Source organism: Streptomonospora arabica (assembly GCF_039531585.1).
GTDB lineage: Bacteria > Actinomycetota > Actinomycetes > Streptosporangiales > Streptosporangiaceae > Streptomonospora > Streptomonospora halophila.
On record NZ_BAAAQI010000016.1, the window covers coordinates 15,877 to 39,352 of the forward strand.

22 protein-coding genes are annotated in these 23,476 nt (G+C 68.7%); 8 read left to right on the forward strand and 14 right to left on the reverse strand.

Features of this window, described 5'->3' with window-relative positions:
* Positions 1-209 precede the first annotated feature (209 nt).
* A complete protein-coding gene (locus ABD284_RS20540; RefSeq protein ID WP_344146068.1) occupies positions 210-1,103 on the reverse strand; it encodes an AraC family transcriptional regulator in 894 nt (297 codons plus the stop codon).
* Positions 1,104-1,242: 139 nt separating this feature from the next.
* On the opposite strand from ABD284_RS20540, the gene ABD284_RS20545 reads away from it, so the two are divergent.
* Entirely contained in the window at positions 1,243-1,626 is a 384-nt protein-coding gene (locus ABD284_RS20545; protein WP_344146071.1) for a hypothetical protein, read from the forward strand.
* Between the two features lie 489 nt (positions 1,627-2,115).
* On the opposite strand, the gene ABD284_RS20550 is transcribed toward ABD284_RS20545, so the two are convergent.
* Positions 2,116-2,709, reverse strand: coding sequence for a TetR/AcrR family transcriptional regulator (locus tag ABD284_RS20550; protein WP_344146074.1), 594 nt, complete (start codon positions 2,707-2,709; stop codon positions 2,116-2,118).
* 112 nt (positions 2,710-2,821) lie between these two features.
* Between ABD284_RS20550 and ABD284_RS20555 the strand changes: the two genes are divergently transcribed.
* Positions 2,822-3,583: an SDR family oxidoreductase gene (locus ABD284_RS20555; RefSeq protein ID WP_344146077.1), complete on the forward strand. Its 762-nt coding sequence runs from the start codon at positions 2,822-2,824 to the stop codon at positions 3,581-3,583.
* Positions 3,584-3,629: 46 nt separating this feature from the next.
* On the opposite strand, the gene ABD284_RS20560 is transcribed toward ABD284_RS20555, so the two are convergent.
* Positions 3,630-3,941: a MerR family transcriptional regulator gene (locus tag ABD284_RS20560; RefSeq protein ID WP_344146080.1), complete on the reverse strand. Its 312-nt coding sequence runs from the start codon at positions 3,939-3,941 to the stop codon at positions 3,630-3,632.
* 261 nt (positions 3,942-4,202) lie between these two features.
* A complete protein-coding gene (locus ABD284_RS20565; protein WP_344146083.1) occupies positions 4,203-5,315 on the reverse strand; it encodes a cytochrome P450 family protein in 1,113 nt (370 codons plus the stop codon).
* A 115-nt stretch (positions 5,316-5,430) separates the two neighbouring features.
* Here ABD284_RS20565 and ABD284_RS20570 point away from each other — a divergent pair, with 115 nt between their 5' ends.
* Complete coding sequence (locus ABD284_RS20570; protein WP_344146086.1) at positions 5,431-6,303, forward strand: helix-turn-helix domain-containing protein; 873 nt, start codon at positions 5,431-5,433, stop codon at positions 6,301-6,303.
* Between the two features lie 245 nt (positions 6,304-6,548).
* Here ABD284_RS20570 and ABD284_RS20575 read toward each other — a convergent pair whose 3' ends face one another.
* The gene (locus ABD284_RS20575; RefSeq protein ID WP_344146089.1) at positions 6,549-6,938 is read right to left on the reverse strand and encodes a nuclear transport factor 2 family protein; all 390 of its coding nucleotides are present in this window, start codon (positions 6,936-6,938) and stop codon (positions 6,549-6,551) included.
* 225 nt (positions 6,939-7,163) lie between these two features.
* On the opposite strand from ABD284_RS20575, the gene ABD284_RS20580 reads away from it, so the two are divergent.
* Both ABD284_RS20580 and ABD284_RS20585 read left to right on the forward strand, forming a co-directional pair.
* Positions 7,164-7,457, forward strand: coding sequence for a Rossmann-fold NAD(P)-binding domain-containing protein (locus ABD284_RS20580; protein ID WP_344146092.1), 294 nt, complete (start codon positions 7,164-7,166; stop codon positions 7,455-7,457).
* 21 nt (positions 7,458-7,478) lie between these two features.
* Entirely contained in the window at positions 7,479-8,072 is a 594-nt protein-coding gene (locus ABD284_RS20585; protein ID WP_344146095.1) for a TetR/AcrR family transcriptional regulator, read from the forward strand.
* Positions 8,073-8,130: 58 nt separating this feature from the next.
* Here the strand turns inward: ABD284_RS20585 and ABD284_RS20590 are convergent, their stop codons facing one another.
* From ABD284_RS20590 to ABD284_RS20610, 5 genes are all read right to left on the reverse strand, one after another.
* Entirely contained in the window at positions 8,131-8,832 is a 702-nt protein-coding gene (locus ABD284_RS20590; protein ID WP_344146098.1) for a response regulator transcription factor, read from the reverse strand.
* The gene (locus ABD284_RS20595) at positions 8,829-9,959 is read right to left on the reverse strand and encodes a sensor histidine kinase (RefSeq protein WP_344146101.1); all 1,131 of its coding nucleotides are present in this window, start codon (positions 9,957-9,959) and stop codon (positions 8,829-8,831) included. The genes ABD284_RS20590 and ABD284_RS20595 overlap by 4 nt, the downstream gene beginning before the upstream one ends.
* 104 nt (positions 9,960-10,063) lie before the next feature.
* Positions 10,064-12,598, reverse strand: a complete 2,535-nt coding sequence (locus ABD284_RS20600) for an FtsX-like permease family protein (RefSeq protein WP_344146104.1) — start codon at positions 12,596-12,598, stop codon at positions 10,064-10,066.
* Positions 12,595-13,305 carry an ABC transporter ATP-binding protein gene (locus tag ABD284_RS20605; protein WP_344146397.1) on the reverse strand — a complete coding sequence of 237 codons (711 nt, stop codon included), beginning with the start codon at positions 13,303-13,305 and terminating at the stop codon, positions 12,595-12,597. Before ABD284_RS20605 ends, ABD284_RS20600 begins: the two co-directional genes overlap by 4 nt.
* Before the next feature lie 346 nt (positions 13,306-13,651).
* Entirely contained in the window at positions 13,652-14,428 is a 777-nt protein-coding gene (locus ABD284_RS20610) for a glucose 1-dehydrogenase (protein ID WP_344146107.1), read from the reverse strand.
* Positions 14,429-14,539: 111 nt separating this feature from the next.
* Between ABD284_RS20610 and ABD284_RS20615 the strand changes: the two genes are divergently transcribed.
* Positions 14,540-15,169: a TetR/AcrR family transcriptional regulator gene (locus tag ABD284_RS20615; protein ID WP_344146110.1), complete on the forward strand. Its 630-nt coding sequence runs from the start codon at positions 14,540-14,542 to the stop codon at positions 15,167-15,169.
* Between the two features lie 450 nt (positions 15,170-15,619).
* On the opposite strand, the gene ABD284_RS20620 is transcribed toward ABD284_RS20615, so the two are convergent.
* The 3 genes from ABD284_RS20620 to ABD284_RS20630 form a co-directional block, all read right to left on the reverse strand.
* Complete coding sequence (locus ABD284_RS20620) at positions 15,620-15,943, reverse strand: MerR family transcriptional regulator (protein ID WP_344146113.1); 324 nt, start codon at positions 15,941-15,943, stop codon at positions 15,620-15,622.
* Positions 15,944-16,784: 841 nt separating this feature from the next.
* Entirely contained in the window at positions 16,785-17,123 is a 339-nt protein-coding gene (locus tag ABD284_RS20625) for a hypothetical protein (RefSeq protein WP_344146116.1), read from the reverse strand.
* 983 nt (positions 17,124-18,106) lie between these two features.
* Positions 18,107-19,033, reverse strand: a complete 927-nt coding sequence (locus ABD284_RS20630; RefSeq protein WP_344146119.1) for a helix-turn-helix domain-containing protein — start codon at positions 19,031-19,033, stop codon at positions 18,107-18,109.
* Positions 19,034-19,175: 142 nt separating this feature from the next.
* Between ABD284_RS20630 and ABD284_RS20635 the strand changes: the two genes are divergently transcribed.
* Positions 19,176-20,096 (forward strand): MBL fold metallo-hydrolase, encoded by a 921-nt coding sequence (locus ABD284_RS20635; RefSeq protein WP_344146122.1) that lies wholly within the window; start codon positions 19,176-19,178, stop codon positions 20,094-20,096.
* Positions 20,097-20,183: 87 nt separating this feature from the next.
* Positions 20,184-21,635 (forward strand): carboxylesterase/lipase family protein, encoded by a 1,452-nt coding sequence (locus ABD284_RS20640; RefSeq protein WP_344146125.1) that lies wholly within the window; start codon positions 20,184-20,186, stop codon positions 21,633-21,635.
* Between the two features lie 692 nt (positions 21,636-22,327).
* Here the strand turns inward: ABD284_RS20640 and ABD284_RS20645 are convergent.
* Complete coding sequence (locus ABD284_RS20645) at positions 22,328-23,440, reverse strand: FAD-dependent monooxygenase (protein ID WP_344146128.1); 1,113 nt, start codon at positions 23,438-23,440, stop codon at positions 22,328-22,330.
* Positions 23,441-23,476 lie beyond the last annotated feature (36 nt).

The window sequence follows — 23,476 nt, forward strand, 5'->3', positions numbered from 1 at the left end:
ATCAAAGTCCCTGGTGGCGGTTTTCTTGGTCGTCAACTCACTTACCAGGGACTTCTTTGTGTCAGGGACGGTTTCGCGGGGTCAGTACGAGGCTGTGATCTGGACTCGCAAAATGAAATCCGTGTGTCGCCGACGCGTTCGAGCACACGAGATGGGGAGATGAGATTGGCGCGCAATGCGTCGTGGTCTTTCGTTTGCAGTTTGCGTGGTCATCTCGGAAGTGGGTCCGGGTGATTGCGGAATCGGCCGGGAGCGAGACCGTACTCGCGGCTGAACGCGGTGGCGAATGCGAACTCGTTGGAGTAGCCGACCTGACGGGCGATCGTGGCCAGCCCGAAGGTGGTCTGTCTGAGCAAGCGGGCGGCGCAGGCGAGCCGCCAGTAGGTCACGTAGGTCATCGGTGGCAGTCCGACCTGGAGGGTGAAACGCCGGTTGAACGACGTGCGCGACATGCCCGCCACGCCGGCGAGCTGTTCGACGCCCCATGCATGTTGAGGGCGCTCGTGGATCCGGTCCAAAGCTGCGGCGATGGCCGGGTCGGCCGTCGCCGTCATGCCCGTGGCGTCGGGGGCGTCGTACCAGTGGCGTAGGGCGTGGACCAGTACGAGATCGACCAGCGCGGACCGGGTCACCCAGTTGCCCTGCCGGACCTGTGCGACGTCGTTTTCCAGCAGGCTCACGAGCGTCGCGAGTTCTGGGTGATGGGTGCGGTCTGGCGACACCACGATGGTTTTGGGCAGTCCGCGCAGTACCGGATGGAGCCGGCCATGGTCGAGTCGGTACGCGCCGCACAGGAACTCAGTGTCCGCCGACCGAGGCGCAGGAAGGTCGGTGGCCGGGAACACCGGCAGCTTGTCCAGCCGGGTCGGTGCGTGACCGAGGCCATGCTCAGCGCCGTTCGGTGCGATAACGAGGTCGCCCGGACGCAGACGGGCAGGTGGTGTCCCTGCGGCGACCAGCCATGCTTCGCCGCGAAGGAGAACGTGGAACCCGATCCCGGCGAAGCTCGGGAACCGCATGCCCCAAGCACCCGACCCGCGCAGTCGGCGACCGTTGGCCCTTCCCGCGCGAACGCTGCTGAGGGCGCTGCTGATTGTGTCCACGACCATCATGTTAGTTCGCGTTGGTTGAGCCTTCCGCGTATGTAACCGGGCTGGTCGCGCATGGTGTCGCTATTCGGGTGGTGGTTAAGTCAATGGCATACCCGGTATGCGCCACTGTTGGAGGAGATCGATGAGAAGTATGGCGATCGTGGTCGAGGAGCTTCTGAACGAACGGGAGACCCCGGTAGAAGAGGTGATGGCCAGACATTTCGTCCCCGCCTATCGGCAGCGGACCGACGGCGTCTGGGCTGAGTGGCCGGCGATCGCGCAGAATCTCGCCCGCATCCGAACAATGGTTCGTCTGGCGACGATTGAACTGCTGGACGAGTTGGTCGACGGATATGCATACGCGGACCGCCACGTGCTTACGATCGAGATGAATGACGGAACCCGGCAAACGCGTGAGTCCTACGTATTCGGCAGTCTTGCGCCGGACGGCAGATTCGAGGTGATCGAGGAGGTCACGCTGGTGGACCCTGTCCACAACCCACGTTTGAAGGCTCAGTCTGACAGCGACGAGTGAGGACCGGCGAGCCACGACCGCAAGTCGGGGTGGGGGTGGGCCCGCACGTCCACGTCGCGCGCGAGTGCGAGCGAGGAGGCGACCGCGCCAGCACCGGTAAAGGACAGGGCCGGCGCGGCCGACGCTCGACGGGGGCACCGACATGGCGATCCGGCTGTGGGGTTGCCCCGTTTTGACGGCCAAGGTCGATGAGGTGTGATCGCGCTACCTGATCGACTGACTGGTATCGGGTGGCTTCATAGGCGGTGGGGTTGAGATAGCCGAGGCAGAGGCGTTCGGCCGCTTGGCGGCGGCCTCAGCCGTCCTCTTCGACGCACCGGGCCAGGCGGAGTCTGCCGGCGGGGGTCAGCGGGGCGTTGCGGTGGCACACGAGGGCCTGCTGAGTATCGGCGTAGATGTCGCAATCCGCACCGGGATCAGAAGGCCCTCTTCTTGTTCAACCGCTGCCGCAGGCGTGTCGGCTGTTACCAGCGTGCCGACACATCACCACTAGTCAGAGATTCTCGGCGAAGGGCGTGCTTGCAGGCCGTCCAGGGTCAGATCGAGCAAACGTTCGGCCCGTTGCCGGTGTTCGGGACCAGCCGAGGTGAGGGCGATACCTTCGAGTGCAGCGGCGACATCGATAGAGGTGACGTCGGTGCGGATCGTCGTGGCGGTCGCGCAGGCATCCATGAGGGAGTTCAGTGCGGCCTGGATCATTTCCCGGCTGTTGCCATAAGGATTGTTGCCCTTGGCGGCAATCGCGCGCAGTGCGTCGATCATGCCGTACTTGGCAGTCGCGTAGTCCAGGAACAGACGTGTCCAGGCGCGAAGTGCCTCGAAAGGCGGCTTCGTTGCCAGCAAGTCGGGCACCGCGTCGCACAGCTCGGCGACCTCGTGGCGGTAGGTGGCCTCGATCAGTGCTTCGCGGGTGGGAAAGTTGCGGTACAGCGTGGCACTGCCCACTCCTGCCTCTTTGGCGATGCGCTCCAGATGAGCGTCAAGGCCGTCCGTTGTGAACACGCGTACCGCGGCCGCGAGGATCCTCTCCCGGTTGCGCCGTGCATCGGCCCTGGGCAACCGTCGCTGCGCTGCGTCCGCCATGACTACTTGCCGCCTTCCGACGTCTCACCCGCTTGCTAAGTGGAGGCGCACCCACTTACACTATTAAAGTGGGCGAGCCCCCACATCACTATAGGTGACCGCATGGACCCGCATGCTCCTCGCGAAGGAAGTGGCTTTGTCAGGCATTAGAGGTAAGGTCGTCGCGCTCACGGGTGCCAGCAGTGGCATCGGGGAGGCGACGGCGATCCATTTAGCGACACAAGGCGCTCACCTGGTGCTCGGAGCGCGGCGAGAGGCCCGGCTGCAGGCTGTGGTGGATCGCATCACGGCGCAAGGCGGCTCGGCCGTCGGGGTCATCGTCGATGTCACCCGTCGCGACGACCTGAAGCGACTGACCGATGCAGCACTCGATCGCTTCGGTCGCCTCGATGTTCTGGTCTCCAACGCCGGCACGATGGCAGTCTCGCCATTCGACGAACTGCGTCAAGATGACTGGGACTCCATGGTCGCCACTCACATCACGGGCCTGCTGAACGGCATCGGGGCGGCGCTGCCCATCTTCCGGCAGCAGCGTTCTGGCCATTTTGTCAACGTCGCCTCCACTGCGGCCTACATCGTGAAGTCTCCCCAAGCCGTTTACGCGGCCACCAAGACCGCGGTGAAAGTGCTGACCGAAGGGCTGCGGCAGGAGGCCGGTCCTGATCTGCGGGTCACCCTCGTCTCGCCGGGTTTCACCAACACGGAGGGCGTAGGTAAAGGGGCGAGCCCTGAAACGGCGACGGCGATGATCAAGCAACGCGACGAGATCGCCATGCCACCCTCCGCCATCGCCTCCGCCATCGGATACGCGATAGAGCAACCCGACGGCATCGACGTCAGCGAAGTCGTCGTCCGCCCTACGGTGCAAAGCTGACCACCTCAGCTAATCAAGCCGAGAATGTCGGCGAGTAGGCAGGTCACTACTCTGGCAGGCGGACCTCGTGATCCGGTGCCGGGCTACACGATGGGTGAGAAGCACGGGCGGTGGCGGCAAGGCCGGTCGGGGTTGCGGCGCCTGAAAGGTAGCGCTCAAGCATCTCGCGTCGCTCGGCGAGCTGCCGTTCCTGATAGGCCAACTGGTCGCGAATGTGTCGGACGCGATCGACGAGCGCGGCGCACACATCCTCATCCTGGGGCGGCTCCGGCCCGATGCACGGAATGACCTCGCGGATGACCTCGGAGGGAAGGCCGGCCCGGTAGAGGTCCTGGACCCGGACGGTCGCACGACTCACCGGGAGGTTCTTCCGCCTGGCGGCGACCCGGAAGAGGGCGACTCAGAGCGCTTAGCACTCAGGCGAAGCCCGTGACTCCCATGGTTCACGGAGCGATTGCCCTCGGTCGTGGGTCTGCCGACCGCCGGTGCCGAGCTCGAGCCAATGGCGTCGCGATCACTTCCGAGGTCGGCGATTGTGCCAGCCGGTGGGAGGACAGGCGTGATGGACGGAAACCGGATGAGGTACGACGGCTATGGCGCAATAGTGGGTCGGATTCCGTCATTTACCGGGTGTCGCTCGTACTCGGACAGGTAGGCGGTGCAGGCAGTGCATGAAGTCGTGGCGCCAAGTCAGTTCGGACGCCGGGACAGCTAGGTCGAGACTGGGGAAACGTGTCATCAGCACGGTGTACGCGACCTCGGCCTCCAGACGGGCCAACGGTGCACCGAGGCAGTAGTGGATCCCGTGCCCGAAGCCGAGGTGCGGGTTCTGACGACGATCGAGCTGTAGCTGGTCCGCACTGGGGAATCGGTTTTCGTCTCGATTCGCTTTTTCCAGGCTAACGACGACGGGGGTGCCGGCCTGGACGATGTGGCCCGCGAGATCGAACGTCTCGGTGGCGATTCGGGAGGTGGTCGAGGCGGCGGGTGAGTCGAATCGCACGAACTCCTCGATCGCGGTGGTCAGCAGTCGCGGGTCCACACGCGCCCGGTCCCACCGGCTTCGGTCCTCAAGCAGTCGGTATACGCCGTTGCCGATCAGGTTGATGGTGGTCTCGGTCCCGGCGACCATCAACATGAAGACCATCGAGGTCAGCTCGTTCTCCGAAAGCCGTTCTTGGCCGTCACGAGCCGCGATCAACTCACTGAGCAGGCCGTCGCCCGGGTGTGCGCGCTGGTCAGCGACGAGTTCCCGGATGACCGCGAGCAACCGGGTCAACTGGACGGCCCGTGCTGACTGTTGAGCAGGGTCAGCCGCGATGTCGGTCCAGGTGCGGAACTCGTCGCGGCTGCTGGAGGGGATGCCGAGCAGGTCGCAAATGACCTGGAACGGCAGCGGCCACGCGTAGGCCGGGATGAGGTCGACCGTCTCGCGGCCCTCTATTGCGTCGAGCAGTTCGTGTGCAATCTGCTCGACGCGCGGACGCATCGTTTCGATCCGTTGTGAGGTGAGGGCCGTCGAGATCAAGCGGCGCAGGCGAGTGTGGTCTGGCGGGTCCAGGAACAGCATGTGGCGTATCGTGGCGTCATACAGGTCTTGTGTCAGACCCATCGCGGAGGCGTCAAGGTTTTTGGTGACAGCTCGCTCGGACAGTGCCTGTCGAGCGGCATCATGGCTGTTGACCGTCACCACTGTGGTACCACCGTGGGTGGATTCTTCGACTTCGTTCAAGGCATGCTCCTTCTTCCTGTCTCGCGCAGGGAACAGTCAAACAGCACTGCTGGTATACAGCTTGGACCTGGAAGCCACGTCGTGGAACCTCCGGGCCAGGTGAGATGAGGTAACCATGCGAGCAGTCGGCGAGCAGGCGAGCAATTGCGCCGCTGCGCGGGTGTCCATTGCGAATGGTGACCTGGAAAGCCACGTACATACTCGCGAGTTTCAGGCCATGGATGTCACCGTCACCGACTTCGCCACGACGATCGGGTTGGATATGGAAACGCCTCGGGACGGCGAGGACGTTCTTCGTTTGTTCATTGTGCGGCGCGGCGCCTGGACGCTCCGATACGGCTCGGGAGAGATCGCCCTCGGCGCATGTCGCTTCATGTTGCGCCGCTCCACAGGTCTGATCGGCTACAAGATGCTTCCGCGTACATCGGGCTTGACGGTTGGATTGCCTGCGGAAATCGCGAAGGAAGCGTCCGAGTCGATCATCGGTTCAGCCGCCGCGCCTGAGGTGCGTCTGCTGTTGGCCTACGCGAGTGTGCTGCTCGACACCATCAATGACCTCACCGAAGTAGGCCTCAATGCGGCGCGTAATGCACTGATCGAGTTGGCCCGAGGCGTAGTGCGCTGTTACGTCGACGGCGCCGAGCCGACTTTTGCGCCGGCACTTGTTCTAGCCGCCCGCGAAATCGCCGACCAGAGACTCACTCAGTCGGAACTGACACCTGGGATGCTAGCGCGCGAACTGAACGTTTCCGTGCGAACACTGAGCCGCGCGTTCGCGTCTACCGCTGAATCGGTCGGCTCCTACCTGCGGCGCCGGCGCCTGGAGGAAGCCCGTCGTGAGTTGGCCGCCGGATACACCGTCACGCAAGTCGCGGCTCGCTGGCAGTTCGCCGACAGCAGTCACTTCGTCCGAGCCTTCCGCAAACACCATGGGTGCACCCCAACTGAATACCTTCGACGTCTGCGACTGCGTTCGCGTGGTCGCTGAGCCACAAGTCAGTCGCCGCGGAGAGCGTTGGCGCTGGAGACGCTACTTCCGCCGATGTTGCGGCCGGGTCGGGCCCGGCGGCGAGGACTCGTCGGTGCGGCAGCGAGCGCCTTTCATCGTGCTCCGCGTAGTCGAAGGACCGGCACCGCCCCTGGGCGGTTGCAGAGTAGCAGTGGGCACGACAGCGCTGGTCACAAAGCCAAAACGAGGGCGGGCCGCGATACGCGCCTGCCCCTCGTCACCGGTCAGCGAGTGAACACCGCGGCCGCGTGGATCGTGTCCAAGTATTCCCGGACGGCGGCGATCTTGCCTCCGCTGAGCTCGAAGACGCACACCACCCGGTTGTCGTAGTCGACTCCGTCCGCAGAGACACCGACCACGTGGGTCTCGACCACGGCCCGCTCCTCCGTCTGCGTCGCGGAGACGACCTCGATCCGCGGGCCTGCCGGCAGTGACGCCGCAGCCCGTCCCAGCATCTCCAGGTACCCGGCGCGATCGTAAGTCCCCGCAAGGGCGAACCCGCCACCCGGCTTGCCCCCCACCGTCCAATGGAAGTCGTCCGTCGTGAGCTGCATCGCGCCTGCCGCGTCACCCGTCCCGAGGCGCGCCAAAAATTCCGTGGCCACGTCTGTCATGTCAGCCTCCTTGAAGTAAGTAACTTCATACTTACTATAGTCCATAGTGCGCACCCGGCGGTAGTACGTCAGAGCCGACCGGACGATTCATCCAGGTGCCGCCCCTCGGCTTCCAGATGGGTACGCCGGTGCCGGCCTCCTACCCGGCGGCGAAGGCAGCGGCCACGAGCTTTCTCACTGCCGCTCGCGGAGGACATCGCCCCGTTCGGCCTCAGGCTCTCGATCGTGGAGCCAGGCAACCTGCGCACGGAGATCCTCTCCGAAGGTTCCATGGCCGTCCTGCCGTTCAACGAGCGGTACGATCAGACCGTGGGAGAGAGCGCACGCTACCCGGGCACGCTACGCGGCCACCAAGCTGGAGATCCCGACGAGGCTACTCGCGTCATCGTCGGCCTCACCACGATGGACGCCCCGCCCCGACGTCTCGCGCTCGGTGCCGACGGTGTCGAGTTCGCTCAGGCCGCCGCCGGTCAGCGCCTCGCCGCGGAGGACGACCGCTGGCGCGAGCTCGGCTCATAGATTGCCTTCAGGACTGAAGGGATGAGCGAACCGGAGAAGGCGGAGCGGGACTCCGCACGTACCCGACAACGCATTCTCGACGCGGCGACCGTCGAGTTCGCCGAACATGGCTACGCCGGCGCACGTGTGGGCCGCATCGCCACCGCAGCCGACCGCAACCAGCGGATGCTCTACGCGCATTTCGGCAACAAGGCCGGCCTCTTCGAAGCAGTACTCGAGGAGCACGTCGTCCGCGCTCAACAGGCTGTCGCGCTCGACGCCGAGGATCTGCCGGGCTATGCCGTCGCGCTAAGAGAGTTCTACGTGCACAACCCGGTGCTGATGCGGCTCGCATTGTGGCAGCGGCTGGAACTCGGCACGTCGGTCGCCGGCCTTCCCCGCGCCGCCGAAGCAGTGGCCGCCAAGACCGCCGCCATCAAGAAGGCACAGCAGGCCGACAAGATCACGGCCTCGATCCCGGCCGCGGCTCTCCTGAACCACGTCCAGGCACTGGCCGTCGGCAACATCGTGGGCGGCCCGGACCATACGCCCGGCGCGGGTGAGGATTGTCTGGTCGAAGCCGTCCACCGACTCATCGCTCCCGGCACCGGGACACACCCTGGCGCGAACCGATGAACCCGACACGGCGCTCGTAAGGGTTCTGAAGACTCAGGCCCGCACGCCTCATTGAGACTCACTCGCCGGGGCTGACGAGTCCGGTCTCGTATCCGATGATCACGAGCTGGGCGCGGTCGCGCGCGTTCAGCTTGCCGAGGATGCGACTGACGTGCGTCTTCGCCGTGAGCGGCGACATGTAGAGCGACTCGCCGATCTCGGAGTTGGTCTTGCCGCGTGCGACCTCGGCGAGTACCTCGCGCTCTCGCTCGCTCAGGACATCGAGAGGACCCGAGTCGCCGGGACGCATGATCGGTCGGCGAACGAAGTCGGCGACCAACCGCTTGGCCATCGCCGGTGAGATGAGGACGTCCCCGTCGTCGGCGGCGGCGATGGCCTCGAGCAGAAGTCGCGGTGGGGTGTCCTTGAGCAGGAAACCGGAGGCACCGACTCTGAGCGCCTCGTAGACGTACTCATCGAGCGCGAAAGTGGTGAGCACGAGCACCTTGGTGGCGTTGAGCCGTTCGTCGCCGCAGATCGCCCGCGTCGCGTCGAGCCCGTCCATGCGAGGCATGCGGATGTCCATCAGCACGACGTCGGGGCGTGTCCGCCGGGTCTCGGCGATCGCCTGCGCGCCGTCGCCGACCTCACCGACGACCTCGATGCCGGGTTCGCCGGCGAGCAGTGATGCGAACCCGCGGCGCACCAACTCCTGGTCGTCGGCGAGCAGCACGCGGATGTCGCGCCTCGCCACGGCAGGCGCGTCGAGCCGAGGGGTCATGCCTCCCACCCGCCGGGAACCTGGTACGGCACGAACGCGTGCACCGCGAACCCGCCGTTGTCGGTGGGTTCGGCGTGGACGGTGCCACCGAGGAGCTCCGCTCGCTCGCGGATCGCGACCAGACCGATGCCGGTGCCCGCCGTCGTAACGCGTGCGGTGGCCGGGGCGTCGTTCGACACGGTGACGTGCACCCCGCCGTCTGCGTGCCGGAGCCGGACGATCGTGGGGACGTCGCCGGCGTGGCGGGCGACGTTGACCAGGCACTCGTGCACGATGCGGTGCACCGTCACCACGGTGCTCTCCGTCACGCCCGCGGGGTAGTGACCGTCCTCGACCACCTCGACCTCCCTGGAGTGCCCGGCGGCGGCGACGACGTCGCCGAGGGTGGTGGTGGCCGCCGGTATCGGGCGAAGCGGGACCGACTCGTCGGACCGGAGGAGCCCGAGGAGGGATCTCAGCTCGTCGAGCGATCGTCTGCCTGCGTCGTTGATCTCGACGAGCGCGGTGTGAGCGGCGGCGGGATCGCGCTCGAACCCGTGGGCGGCGATGCCGGACTGGACGGTGATCGCCGACAGCGAATGGGCGACGATGTCGTGCAGGTCGTACGCGATGCGAAGGCGTTCCGCCTGGAGCCGCTCGGCGACCTGGCGTTCCCATCTGTCGGCTCGACGCCGCAGGTTGGAGCGGCGGGCGTCGGCGGCGGCGATCGGGAGCAGGAGAACGGCTGAGTAGGTGACCCATTCGAACCAGAACGGCTCATTGCCGGCCTGCGCCCCGAAGCCGGCGACGACGATCGCGACGAACGATCCGAACCAGACCGCAGAGCGATCCTCGCTTCGGCGCACGAGGCGGTACAGCGCCACGGCGAGCATCGGTCCCAGCGCGACCGGGCTGGAGGTCCATACGAAGGTGACGACGGTCAGCACACCGATCGCCACGACGGTGACCCGACCGAACCGGCCGGCGACGAGGAGCAGCACTGCGGCGACGGCCGCGATCGCGACGCCGAGGAGCTGCCGTCCGGCCAGGACGTCCGGGTCGAAGACGAACACGCCGATCGACACCGCCAACGCGGCGACGAGCGCAGCGAGATCGGCGCGGCCGGTGCGGTGATCCGTAAGCGTCATGGCACCATCCTCGTCGCGACCGATGGCGTGCGCGTACTCCCACAGGAGGTCTCTGTACCGGGACCGGTCGGGAGCGCCCGGTCCCGGTACTGGACCTCGGGGCATCAGCGGTCCCGGCTCACCAGCTCGAGCACGGGCACCCGGGAGACCCGGAACGCGGGCCACGCTGCAGCGACCACGCCCGCTGCGACCGCGACGATCAGCGTCACCGCCAGACGGAGCCAGGGTACGATGACGTACGGGATCTCCGCGCCTCCAGTGACATCGATCATCGCCCAGCCGACGCCGGCTCCGACGGCGATACCGATCGATGCTGCAACGAACGACAGGAGTGCCGCCTCGAGCCGCACGATGCGACGCAGCTCCCGCCGAGACGCCCCGACCGCTCGCAGCAGCCCGATCTCTCCGAAGCGTTCATTGATCGCGAGCGCTGTTGTGTTGGCGACTCCGAGAAGCGCGATGAGGCTCGCCAGAATGAGCATCCCGTCGATGAAGTTTCCGAACGCAGCGACGTCGCTCCCGCTGCTGGCGATGTGTTCTTCCCGGGTCGCCAGGAACGACCCGGGCGCATCTTGGACCAGGGCCCGCACGTCTTCCTCGGCGTCCGCCACCGCTCCGTCGGCGAGGTCGACGAAAACCTGCGCATCGAGCAGATGACCGAGCGAGGCGTCGAGCGTCGCACGGTCGACGAAGTAGGCCGGAGCTTCGAAACCGCCGGTGCTCCTTTCGACCACGGCAACGATCGGCGCTTCGATGGTCGATCGTTCGAACTCGATTCTCAGGGTTTCGCCAAGCCGCGCCGGGTCGTCACCGACCACGGCCACGCCTCCCGAGCTCAGGTCGGCGAGGTCGCCGGCGATCGGGGCGAGGTCGTACATGGTGGGCAGCGCCGTCGGGTCGATACCGCCGATCGCCTCGGCTTTCCCTGCCACCACCCCTTCGGCGATCGACAGCGCAGTTACCGAGTCGACGTCGGACAGCGCTGCCATCCGGTCGGCCAGGGTGGGGTCGATCGTCGAGAAGTCGGGGGTCGCCGACGTGACCACCAGGTCCGCCTGCAGCCCCTCACGGACGTCCGTTCCCACCGCGCTCGCCAGTGAGCTCGCGAAGATCGAGAACAGCGTCACCATCGCGGTTCCGAGCATGAGCGCGAGCGCCGTCGATGCCGATCGGCGGGGGCTCGCAGCCAGGTTGCCCGCTGCGATCGAGCCGGACACACCGGCGGCGCGGCGGGCCGCTGGAGAGCTCCAACGTGCTGAAGCTGTCACGATCGCCGGGCCGCACAGCACGAGCGCCGGGACAATGGCAGTAGCGAGCACGAGCCACACCGGGTTCGAGCCAACCACAGCAGCAGCTCCTCCAGCGATCGCCGCCGCGGCGAGCACGAGTCCGCTTGCAGTCCGCGCTCGGCTCACGACCCGGGGTTCCGCCGCGCTCTCACGCAGTGCCTCGATCGGGGGTGTCGCCGCCGCGCGGCGGGCCGGGATCCATGCCGAGAGGATCGTTGTGCCGATACCGACGGTCGCGGCGATCGCGATCGAGGTCGGGCTCACGATCGCCGGCCCGGTGATCAGGCTGACCCCGGTGAGTCCGACGACCCAGCGCAGCGCGTCCACTCCCGCGACCCCGCATACGAGGCCGATGAGCGTGGCGATCGTTCCGACGAACACCGCCTCGATCACCACTCCGCCGAGCACTTGGCGTCGTTCCGCACCGATCGCACGCAGCAGTCCCGACTCCCGGCGGCGGCGGGCGACGGTGAGCGCGAACGTGTTGTAGATGATCGTCACGCCGATCAGAATCGCGACCACGGCGAAGGCCAGGAGGAACACGTTCAGGAACTGCAGCGGTGAAGTCGCGGCGTTCTGCATCGTCCGGATGTAGTCGCGTCCGTCGACGACCTCGGCGTCGGACAGCGCCGCCAGGCGGCCGAGCACCCCGGTGCGGTCGGCACTCTCCGCGACGTCGACGACCACCTCGGTCGGCGCGTTCATGTCGAGCCAGGCGGACATCGCTCCGTCGGGCAACAGAACCGTTCGCTTCAGCGGCGCCGCGTCCGCCGACCCGAACGTCGCGATACCGGTGATGGTCGCGTCGTGCATCCCCGACGCGGTCAGGACCTTGACGACGTCACCCCGAGCCACGCCTGCGTCATCGGCGAGCGAGCGGTCGATCACGATCTCACCGACCCCGGTCGGTGGTCGCCCGCTCGCGAGCCGGAACGGATTGAGCGCCGGGTCGGCGATCCAGTTGCGACCGACGTCGTTAGCCGTGCCGGCCCCGACCGCCGATCCGTCGACGACCAGCTTCGCGAAGCCGGTCCATTGCGAGGCGGCCCCGTCGACGCCGTCGACCGCGGCCACGCGCTCGGTGATGTCGGGATCCAGTGATTGCCGAACCGACCTGGCAGGGTCTCCCGGACCTCCGCCGGGTTCGCCGAGGGAAACGCCCTGCACCACGGCGTCCGTCCCGGCCATCGCTTCGGCGATGTCGCCGGCAGCTCGGCCGCGCATCGAGTCGGACAGCACCAGCGTCGCGACGAGGAACGCCACCGACAGTGCGATCGCCGTGCCTGTGAGCAGGAACCGACCCCGGCTCGCGAACACGCTCCGGGCCGCGCTCCGCACCATCTGGCTCATCGCCCCAGGCCCTTCATCACGTCGAGCACCGAATCGGCCGACGGGCGATCCATTACGTCGTGCACTCTGCCGTCGACGACGAACACGACGTGGTCCGCCCAGGCTGCGGCGTTGGGATCGTGCGTGACCATCACGATCGACTGATGATGCCTGTCGACCGCTGATCGCAGGTATCCGAGGATCTCCTGTCCGGACCGGGTGTCGAGGTTGCCGGTGGGCTCGTCGGCGAACACCACGTGTGGCCGGGCGACCAGCGCTCGGGCGATGGCGACGCGCTGTTGCTGGCCGCCTGAGAGCTCCGTCGGCCGATGATGCAGGCGATCACCGAGGCCCAGCATCGACACGACCTGATCGAGCACTCCATCGCTCGGCCGGCGGCCCGACAACGTCAACGGCAGGCGGATGTTCTCCTCGGCCGTGAGGGTCCCAACGAGATTGAGCGTCTGGAACACGAACCCGATCCGTTCTCGGCGCAGCAGGGTCAGTTCGCGGTCGTCGAGGGTCGACAGATCGGTGTTGCCGACGAAGGCGCGGCCCGACGCCAGTTGGTCCAGCCCGGCGGCGCAGTGCATCATCGTCGACTTTCCCGAACCCGACGGGCCCATCACAGCCGTGAACTTCCCCGCCGGGAACGCGATGGTGACGTCGTCGAGAGCGACGACGGCAGACGGGCCGGAGCCGTATCGCTTGACTGCGCCGACGAGCATGGCCGCAGCGTCATCAGCGTTGGGTGACAGCGCGCTTTCGGCCTGCTGATCGACGACCGTGGAATCTGGACGTGGGGACACGAGACCTCCGATGAGTGGTTGGTGTCCACCACGATGCCGACGGCCGCCGGCGGCCGCCTCCGCCCGCGGGAGGCGACGCGTACTCGCACGGAAGTACATGAGCGACCGAACGGCCGGCCTTGGTGGCCGACGATTCGGGCGAGGACCGTGACGGTTCGATGCGGCGGCAGGCCGGTACGTCGGCCGGTCGCGGTGATGTCGACGATCCCCTCCCGCGTCGTGGCCGCGGGCGCGATCCCGATCGCCGCCCGGACCGCGGCGTCCCTCAGGCCGCCCCGTACTGCAGAGCAGGCCCGAGCAGCAGCCCGCCGTCGACCACGAACTCCGAGCCGGTCGCGTACGACGCGTCGTCGGACGCCACGAACAGGAGCAGGCGGGAGACGTCTTCGGGCCGGCCGATGCGCGGGACCGCATACGGCTCCGGCGAATAGAAGTCCGAGATCGGGCGCTCACCCGGCTCTGCCGGGGTATTGATCAACGGTGTCGAGACCACGCCGGGGTGCACCGCGTTGACCCGGATCCCGTCCCGGCCGAGCTCCAGCGCCGCGGTCCTGGTCAAGCCGCGCACGGCCCATTTGCTGGCCGTGTAGGCCGCGTAGTACGGCGTACCCACGTTGGCCATGGTCGAGGCGATGTTGATGATCGAGCCCCCGGCCTCGCGCATCGAGGGCGTCACCGCGCGGATGCCGAGAAACTGGCCCGTCACATTGACGTCCATGGCGCGCGTGAAGGTGCTCAGATCGGTGTGCTCGACCGGCGCTGCCGCTTGCTGGATGCCCGCGTTGTTCACCAGCACAGACACCGGTCCGAAGCGTTCCTGGGCTGCCGTGACGGCTGCCGCCCACTGTGTCTCGCTGGTGACGTCCAGCCGCACGTCCATCGCCCGCGGACCGAGTTCTGCGGCGAGCTTCGCGCCGCGTTCCGGGTCCCGGTCGGCCACCACGACGTTGGCCCCCTCAGCGTGGAAGGCACGCACGTGACTGCTGCCCATCCCGCCCCCTGCACCGGTGACGATGACCGTCCTGTTCTCGAATCGCTGCATGAGCGCGCCCTTCGCTAGATATGAGTCAAGTGACTCGCCTTACCGCAAAGGTAGGTGCGGAACAAAGGTGAGTCAAGCGACTCACCTCACAACGTGGGGCATCATGGACCCATGGCGACGAGGACCGGGACCTACCACCAGCAGCTCGCGCAGCAGAAGCGAGCAGCGATCATCAGCGCGGCCACAGGCCTGTTCCTTGACAACGGCTACGCCGGCACCTCCCTAGCCCGGGTCGCCGAGGCTGCGGAGGTGTCCAAGGCCACCCTCTTCAAACAGTTCCCCACCAAGGCGAACCTGTTCGAGGCCATGGTCACCGAGCACTGGAGCACGGACGACGACCAGCGCCCCGCCCCCCGGCCCGGCGACCTCGAGCGCGGGCTGCGGGAGTACGGCCGCCGGTACGCCGCGCTCATGTCCCGACCGGAGATGGTCGGCCTCTACCGAATCGTCATCGCCGAGATGCCCCGATTCCCCGCGCTCGCCACGACCCACTTCGACCTCGGCAAGATGCCGTTCTTCGAGTCCGTCCAGCGCTACCTCGCCGCGGAGCACGACACCGGGACGGCCCGCATCGAGGACCCGGTCATGGCCACCACCCAGTTCATGGGCATGATCTCGAACTACATCCTCTGGCCGCGACTGCTCGTCGTCGACTGGGCCCCGCCCCCGGCCGAGGTGGACGCTGCGGTCGACGACGCCGTCGCCACGATGTGCGCACGCTACCGGGCGCCCCGGATGTGATGTCCCGGCCGCCCTGGCTAAGCCCCACCACAAACAGAACGCCAGGGAATATAGGAGTCCTTCCGTCCATCGGAATTCCCTTACCGGGCCCCTTGTTCATGGTTTATGCCCCAATAGTTCACGCTCATCTGTTCTTTGTCAGAACGGGGGCTGGGCGATAGCTCTTGTGCCACCGGCCACCTGAGGGTGCCCTGGCGGCACGGTGGCTCGGTGGGCCCGAGGGCGGGCGGCACCGCCAGCGCAAGGGCGCGTTCGGCCACCGGTGCGGGCTTTGCCCGCTGCGTCCCCGCCGCACCACCGCGACCGGAGGGCGGATTCCGACCACCCGCTGGCACCACGGCCCCCAGGCTTGAGCACGGCGCCAAACCCGTGAGGATGCGGGCCGCGCGCCGATTGCGGCGAGGGCTGTCGGTGCTTCGGCGAGCTTGGGACGCGGCGCGCGGCACAGCCTCACTCCGTGGGCGGATCGGTGGCGCGTAGCTCCTCGTTGATGCGCTGAGCCTCCTCCAGCTGGTCCTCCAGGACGATGATCCGGCACGCGGCCTCGATCGAGGTGCCCTCGTCCACGAGGTCGCGCGCCCGCGCGGCGAGTCGGAGCTGATAGCGGGAGTAGCGGCGGTGCCCACCCTCCGAGCGCCGAGGCTCGATCAGCTGGGCCTGGCCCAGGGCGCGCAGGAAGGCCGGCGTGGCGCCGATCATCTCGGCCGCGCTGCCCACGGTGTAGGCGGGGTAGTCGTCATCGTCGAACCGGTCACCGGTGTCGGGACGAGTCAAGCGCTCTCTTCCTTCTCCTGAACGCACGTCGAGGGCCCCAGCGCCGCACGGCGCTGGGGCCCGAGAGTTCACTACCATCCACCGGCCGCTGCCGGTCTTCCGCTTCCCGAGGACAGGCTGGGACGGGATCGCGGGGATCGCGGTTGTATGACCGTGGACCACCTTCTTTCGAACAAAGGCCCTGCGGTACCCGGGCGCGAATCGTGCTGCGTCCGGGCGATCCTGATGGCACCTACCTCTCGATTCTCGTTTCGTGCACTGCTCTACTTCTGTACTGCGGTCCTACCGGCCCCCGGCGCCGTACAACCACCCGCGCCGGTCGAGCCTTACCGCGACCTTGCTTCTGCTGCGGAATCCCCTGTGCGAGCGGGATATCCGGTAGTGCGTTACTGCTCTACCTCTGTACTGCGTTGCTACCGGCCCCGGTGCCGTGATGCGCGTGCACACCGTCGGGCCGTCCTGCTCTCCACCGGCCTATCCGGCGGTCCGGCCGTGTACTTCTGCGGCCGCGGGAATAAAGTTAGCAGCACGAGCCAGGCGTGTCTACTTCGGCCGCGATAAGTTTCCGGTCTTCGCGAGGGAAGGACAGGCTCCCAGAGGCAGTCACGGGCGCGTCGAGCGCGGGCCCGTCGAGGCCGGCACGGCTACCGGGGGGTGATGTGCCGGGGACCGGCCGAGCAGCCGGTTCGAGGCAGCTTGGTTGAGGGAACCGGAGGAACGCGGCTGAGCCGGCGTGGCGCGCTTTCGGAGCGTGGGCCGGCCGCACAGGGGGATCTGCGACTGTGCGTGGCCGAGGCGTGCGCTGCCTCGGCGGCCCTGCTCGAAACGGGGGCGGCCGGGGCTACTCGGTGGCGACGGCGATGGCCACGCGCACCCGGTGCACCGCGGCGTCGGACATCTGGCGGATGCCCCACCGGTCGGTGCCGAGGTCGGCGGCCAGGCGCAGGACGCCGGCCTCGGTCTCACAGGCGCCGGGGGCGGTCCCGGCCTCCAGGGCGGCGGCCAGGGTGGCGAAGTCGATGACGGTGTTGTGGCCGTCGTCGTCGACGAAGCGGTCCACGAAGTCCTCACGGCGCAGCCACACGGCGTCGTTGTGGGCGATGAGCAGTTCCACGGCGGCGCGCACGTGCGGGTCGTGGTCGCGGATCCAGTCGCGCAGGTCGGAGATCATGGTCGCCACGCAACCCTCCTTTACGTATCGGCGGGGCGGCGTTCGGGGCATGTGCAGCACGCTGCCGTCACGCGGGGCGTAGCTGCCGGAGGCCAGGGCCCGGCCGTCCGCGTGGGGGGTGCCGGTGAGGCGCACCTCCTCGGCGCCGGCACGGGCGAGCCGTGGGCGAGCCCGGCGGCGGTGGGCGCATCACCGGGACGGCCACACGGCCGCGGACGGTGATGGCCTGCGGGCCGTAGGCGGCGGTGCGGTCGCGCAGCGTGCCCCAGGCGGCGCGGGTCCCGCCCCCGCCGGGGCGACCGGCTCCACGCCCGCAGACCGGGCGAGGACGCCGGGGCTGATGAGGGCACCGCCGGGGCCGTCGGCGCCGGTGAGTCGTTCGGCGCCGATCCGTGGCATGCACGTGGCGGGCCGCGGACCCCGACCGGTCGCGCCGTGTTCGGCGCCGACCTGCCGCGGGAGCCGAAGGAGGGAGCTGGGCCATGGCACTTTCGCGACGGTTACGGATACGTCCACAGGAAGCGTACGCAACGCATCTTTTCAGGGACAGCATGGATGCTCCTCCGCCTATCCGCCGGGGACGGACCCAAGCCCGCTACCCCGGACCGACCCCCGAGTCCCGGGGGCGAAGGCTTCGGCTACACGCGCCGGTGACAAAGCGGGCCCCCGCGCCAGTTCTGCATCCGCCCCCGACGTCAAACTTCGAGTCATTGGGTCGGCCTCCAACGACTGCTGCTCGAATGCTGGATCGAGTTCCTCCCTGCGGGATTCCGTAGCACAGGTGCGCTGGGGCGCCCCATCAGGTTTTCGTCAGCTCGCGCAGCCTGGCGCCCGCCTCGGCGGCGTCGACGACGCCGCCGGCGGGACGGCCGCTCGTCGGCCAGGTGGCCGGCCCTCCTCGCATCGGGTGCCTCGACGGGGGTTTTCGTGCCGCATACGCGAGGGGCAGCCCGCTTTCCGGGCGGAGCTGCACGGCATGTCGGCGGCTTCGGTCATCCCTGCGTCGGGTACCGCAAGGGGCGGTCGGCTCCGGCTTTTCCATCGGTGCCCGGTCCCGCGAACCGGGACAGCAGCTTGAGCGAGTCGGCCGCTGCGGAGCCCTCTTCCGTGGTCACCACCGTCACCGACTGCTCGGGTGAGCGGGCGACCGCGAGGAGCTGCTGCGTAACGGTGAGTTCGCCGACCAGCGGGTGGCGCAGCCGGTAGCGGTCCGCCTCGCAGGGCTGGACTCGGTGGTCGCCCCACAGGTCGGCGAACTCCTGCGACTGCGCTGACAGCTCGCCGACCAATGAGGCCAGCAGCGCGTCCTCGGGGTGGCGGCCCGCGACCAGCCGCAGGCTCCCCACAACCGCTCGCGCCTTGTACTCCCAGTCGACGTACAGGTCCCGGATGTAGGGATCCAGGAACAGCATCCGTGCCAGGTTCGGCCGGTCCTCGAGGCGGTCCGGCGCGGCGGGGTCCACGTGCCCGGCGAGCAGAGCCCGGGCCATCGGGTTCCAGGCGAGCACGTCGGTGCGGCGGCCCAGGACCATCGCGGGCACGTCGCCCAGCGAGCGCATCAGCTCGCGGGTCGGGGAGTCGACCCGCTCCGGCGGCGGCTGCTTGAGGTGCCGGGGGCGCCGCGCAGCGAGTTCCCGCAGGTGCTCGGCCTCGTGTTCGTCCAACCGCAGCGCCCGCGCGATCGCGTCCAGTACGGCGTCGGACGCGTTGACCGAGTGCCCCTGCTCCAGCCGCGTGTAGTACGACACGCTGACCCCCGCCAACTGCGCAAGCTCCTCACGCCGCAGCCCGGCCACGCGCCTGCGCCCGGGCAGTGCCGCCAAACCCGCGTCGTCGGGCTGCAACCGCGCCCGCCGCGCCCGTAGGAAGTCGCCGATCCGACCTGCGACCGTCTGCCCGGCCGCCTGAGAAGTCGTCATGGCAACAGCCTAGGCACGGCCCTCCGGCTATGGAGCCGCGAGCCTGACCCTGCCGTGGATACGCACATCACAGGGCTGGCTGGCACGACACAGGCCGCCGGATCCTGACCGGGAAACGACGCCGAGCACGAACAGGACCAACATGCAGGAACGGAAACAGGAGCAGGAAGTCGTGCTGGGTGAAGTCACGGTCGCCCGAGTCGTGGAGTACTTCGGGTCCGTGGACATCGCTCCGCGAACCTTCTTCCCCGAGGCGCCGGAGGACGCCTGGCGCAAACACGGTCCCTGGCTCACGCCCGACTTCGTCGACGCCGACTCCGACGTCGTCGTGAGCGCCATCCAGACCTGGCTGCTGCGCAGCGAAGGCAGGACCATCCTGATCGACACCGGTGTGGGCAACCACAAGGAACGCCCCTACTCGCCGGTCTGGAGCCGCAGGGAGAGCGGGTTCCTCGGCGAGCTGGCCCGGGCCGGTGTCGCGCCCGAGGACGTGGACCTGGTGGTCAACACCCATCTCCACGTCGACCATGTGGGCTGGAACACACGCCTCTCGGGCCGCGAGTGGGTGCCGACCTTTCCCAACGCCACCTACCTGATGCCGAAAGCGGACTTCGACTTCTGGAATCCCGCGAACGGCCACACGCCGAACCTGGGCCGCGGCAACCAGAACGTGTTCGAGGACAGCGTGGCCCCGGTGTACGCGGCCGGGCAGGCGCAGTTGTGGGAGGAGGGCCACACCATCGACGGCAACCTTCGCCTGGAGCCCGCGCCGGGGCACACCCCGGGCTCCTCGGCGGTGCGGCTGGCTTCGGGCGGCGACCGGGCGCTGTTCGTCGGCGACCTGGTGCACTCCGCGCTGCAGATCGTGGAGCCCGAAACCAACAGTTGCTTCTGCGAGAACCCGGCGGAGTCCCGCGCCACCCGGCGCCGGCTGCTGGGCGAAGCCGCCGACACCCGTGCGCTGGTGTTCCCCGCCCACCTGGGCGGACGCGGTGGGGCGGAGGTCGCCCGGGACGGCGGCAAGTTCGCGATCAAGGAGTGGGCGCCGTTCGCCCGGATCTGACGCCCGACCGGCTCGCCGCGGCGAGCCGGCACCGACAACGGCGACGCCGAACCCGGCACCAGCGAGTAACAGATACGGGAGTGCACAGTGTCCGATCCGATCGTGGCGACCACCGAGGGGGCAGTCCGCGGCAACGCCGACGATTCCGCGGCCCGCTTCCTGTCCGTCCCCTACGCGGCGCCGCCCGCCGGCGCCGACCGGTTCTCCCCGCCCTCGCCGCCCCGCCCCTGGACGCACGTGCGCGACGCGACGCGGCCGGGGCCCACCGCGCCGCAACCCCGCCGGGACTCCTTCGGACGACTCGACATGGCGCCCTACTTCGGTCCCGGCTGGGTGCGGGGCGACGAGCAGGGGGAGGAGTACATGACCGTCAACATCTGGGCCCCGCGCAGGGCCGAACGCAGCCCGGTGCTGGTGTTCGTGCACGGTGGCGGGTTCGTCGCCGGCTCCAACCGCGCACCGGTGCACGACGGCGCCGCCTTCGCCCGCGACGGCGTCGTGCTGGTTGCGTTGAACTACCGGCTCGGTGTCGCCGGGTTCCTGGACCTGCCCGGGGCGCCGCGCAATCGAGGGCTGCTCGACGTGCTCGCGGCCCTGGAGTGGGTGCAGCGCAACATCGCGGCCTTCGGCGGCGACCCCGCAAACGTGACCTTGGCCGGCCAGTCGGCGGGCGCGACCACGGTCGCCGGTGTGCTCGCCGATCCCCGGGCCGAAGGCCTGTTCCACCGGGCGATCGTGCAGAGCGGCAGCGGACTGGGCGCGTTCTCCCCCGAGCAGGGCGCCCGGGTGGCCCGAGCGGCCGCAGAGGCGCTGGGCGTGGCACCGGACGCGGAGGGCTTCGCCGCGGTCCCCGACGAGGACCTGGTCGCGGTCGTCCCCCGACTCGCCGGGACCGACCTGCGCACCGCCGACCGCTTCGACCCGCTCATGGGACTCAGCCCGTTCAGTCTGGTGCTGGACCGCCAACCGGCCGAATGCCGCCTGGCCGATGTCGACCTGCTCGTGGGAACCAACGCCGAGGAAGGCAACCTCTACCTCGCGCCGCATGGCGACCTGCCCGCCTCGACCGCCGAGGACGTGCACGCGACCGCGGCCCGCGCCCACGGCGACCCCGACCGGCTCGTCGCGGCCTACCAGGCGCAGCGGCCGGACGCCGGGCCCGGCGAGCTGCGGTCGGCCATCCTCGGCGACGCGCTGTTCGGCTTGGGCTCCCGCAGGCTCGCCGAGGCGCACGGCGGCGCTCACGTCTACGAGTTCGCCTGGCGGTCGACCGCTCTCGACGCGCAGCTCGGGGCGGCGCACGCGATGGAGCTGCCGTTCGTGTTCGACGGGCTGGAGACTCCGGGGCTGCGCGGCGCGCAGGGATTGACGGGGCCGGAGGAGCCGCCGGAAGCGTTGGCCAAGGAGATGCATGCGGCGTGGACCGCCTTCGCCCGCACCGGGGACCCCGGCTGGCCGCGGTTCGGAGAGGGCGGCCGGGTCCGCCGGTTCGATACGGTTTCCGCGACCACCGAAGCGCGGGACCTGTCCGCCTGGTAGACGGTGCGGACCGTCGCCGCCGTCTGCGGCGCCTTGGAACACTTCGCTCGGCGGGGAAGGCGGTGGCGAAGCGGCCCGAATAGGCCGCGACCACCGTGACGTCGACCCCGGCGGCCAGGCGCGGCGGGACCGCGCCGGATGTTGCCGAAGAGCGCCGGCACCAACCCGCTCCGCGGTGGCGGGATCTCGGCAGGTGGCCGGCGCCGGCGCACGGCGCCGAAGAGTAAGACCCCGGGAGTACCGATCCGGACCTGGTGCGCGGGTGCGCGGACATCGGCCGCGCACCCGCGCACCCCCGGGAACCGCCCTGCGTCCCGGTCCGGTGCTGATCCGACGGCCGCAAGTTCGAATCCTGCCAGGCGCGCCACATATCCGCGGGTCAGAACACCGCGATGCGGTGTTTCCGGTCCAGCTCCCCGCCTACAGGGACCAGGGCGGGCCCATACTGCGACCAGGACCGCGCCGCGAGCTGCACTCAGCCTTTTCCGCGGGGTGCGCAAATCCAGGTCCGGCTCGGTTTCATAGCAGGGGTCTTCGCGGAAGCCGACGAGGTCGGCGGCGAAGGTCACGGGCACACCGGCGACCAGCGCCGGTGGGGTCCTGCCGGTCGCGGTGGAGGCCGCTCGTGCTGACCCCGGAGAGTTCGGCGGGTCCGTTCTCGCGTGCGGTCCTCGTCGGCCAGGGACGACCGCCTAGAGCGACTGCGCCGCCCGCAGCCGGGTGTTGCGCGCCTCGATGGCCTCCCATGAGGCGGGCACCACAAGGTCGGCCCCGCTGAGCGCGAACTCTTGGGCTGCCTCCGCGTGCGGGCGCAGACGCCGCTCGTAGGCGCTGAAGGCCGCCTCGAGGTCATCGCCCCGGTGTCCAAGCTCCTCGGTGAGCATCCACGCCCCGAGCATGGCCAATGAGGCGCCGCGCCCGGCCATCGGGGTCGCGCAGTGCGCGGCGTCCCCGATCAGCACGACCCGTCCGCGGTGCCAGGTCGACATGTGAATCTGGGCGATCGCGTCGAAGTAGAGCTCGGGGTCGTCCTGCGCGGTCTTGAGCAGCGTGGGGACCTTCCAGTCGTCGACGCCGGCGAAGGCCTCGGCCAGAATGCGCTTCTGCGCAGCCAGATCACGGTGGTCGTAGTCGATCGGTTCGGAGCGGAACTGGAAGAGTGCCAGAGCTTTGTCGCGGTAGCGGGCCAGGCCGGCCATGCGGCCCGGCAGGTTGAGGACCTCCGTCGTGCGGTCGCCGGGTGTCGCCTGGTCGGATGCATCCCCGAGCGCAACGTACATCCCGAGGTGTTTGGTGAACTCCTTCTCGGGGCCGAACACCAGCCGACGCACCGTCGAGTGCACCCCGTCGGCGCCGACGACGATGTCGTAGGCGGCCTCGCGGCCGGAGGCGAAGGCGACCGCGACCCGGTCCCCGCTATCGGCCAGCGTCCGGACGGACTCCTCGAAGCGCAGGCTGACCTGCTCGGGCAGGGCCCGGTGCAGGATGTTCATCAGATCCTCACGGGGGATCTCGATGTCTGCGGAGGATTCGTCGATCTCCTGCCGGACCAAGGGGGCGACGGGCGCGCCGGACCGGTCGATGAACTTCGTCTCCTCGGTCATGGTGATCCGGTGTTCCTGCACCGCGTCGAGGATGCCCATGCTGCGCGCGGTGTCGATGGCCTCGCCACGCACATCGATGGGCGAGCCGTTGGTGCGCAGGTGGTTCGCCCGCTCGACAATCTCGACCTCGTGCCCGACGCGCGCCAGGTCGATCCCGGCGCTCAGTCCGGCCACGCCTGCACCGTTGATCAGGATTCGCATAGTCGCTCCTTCGTCCTCAGTGCCGTGATCTCTACA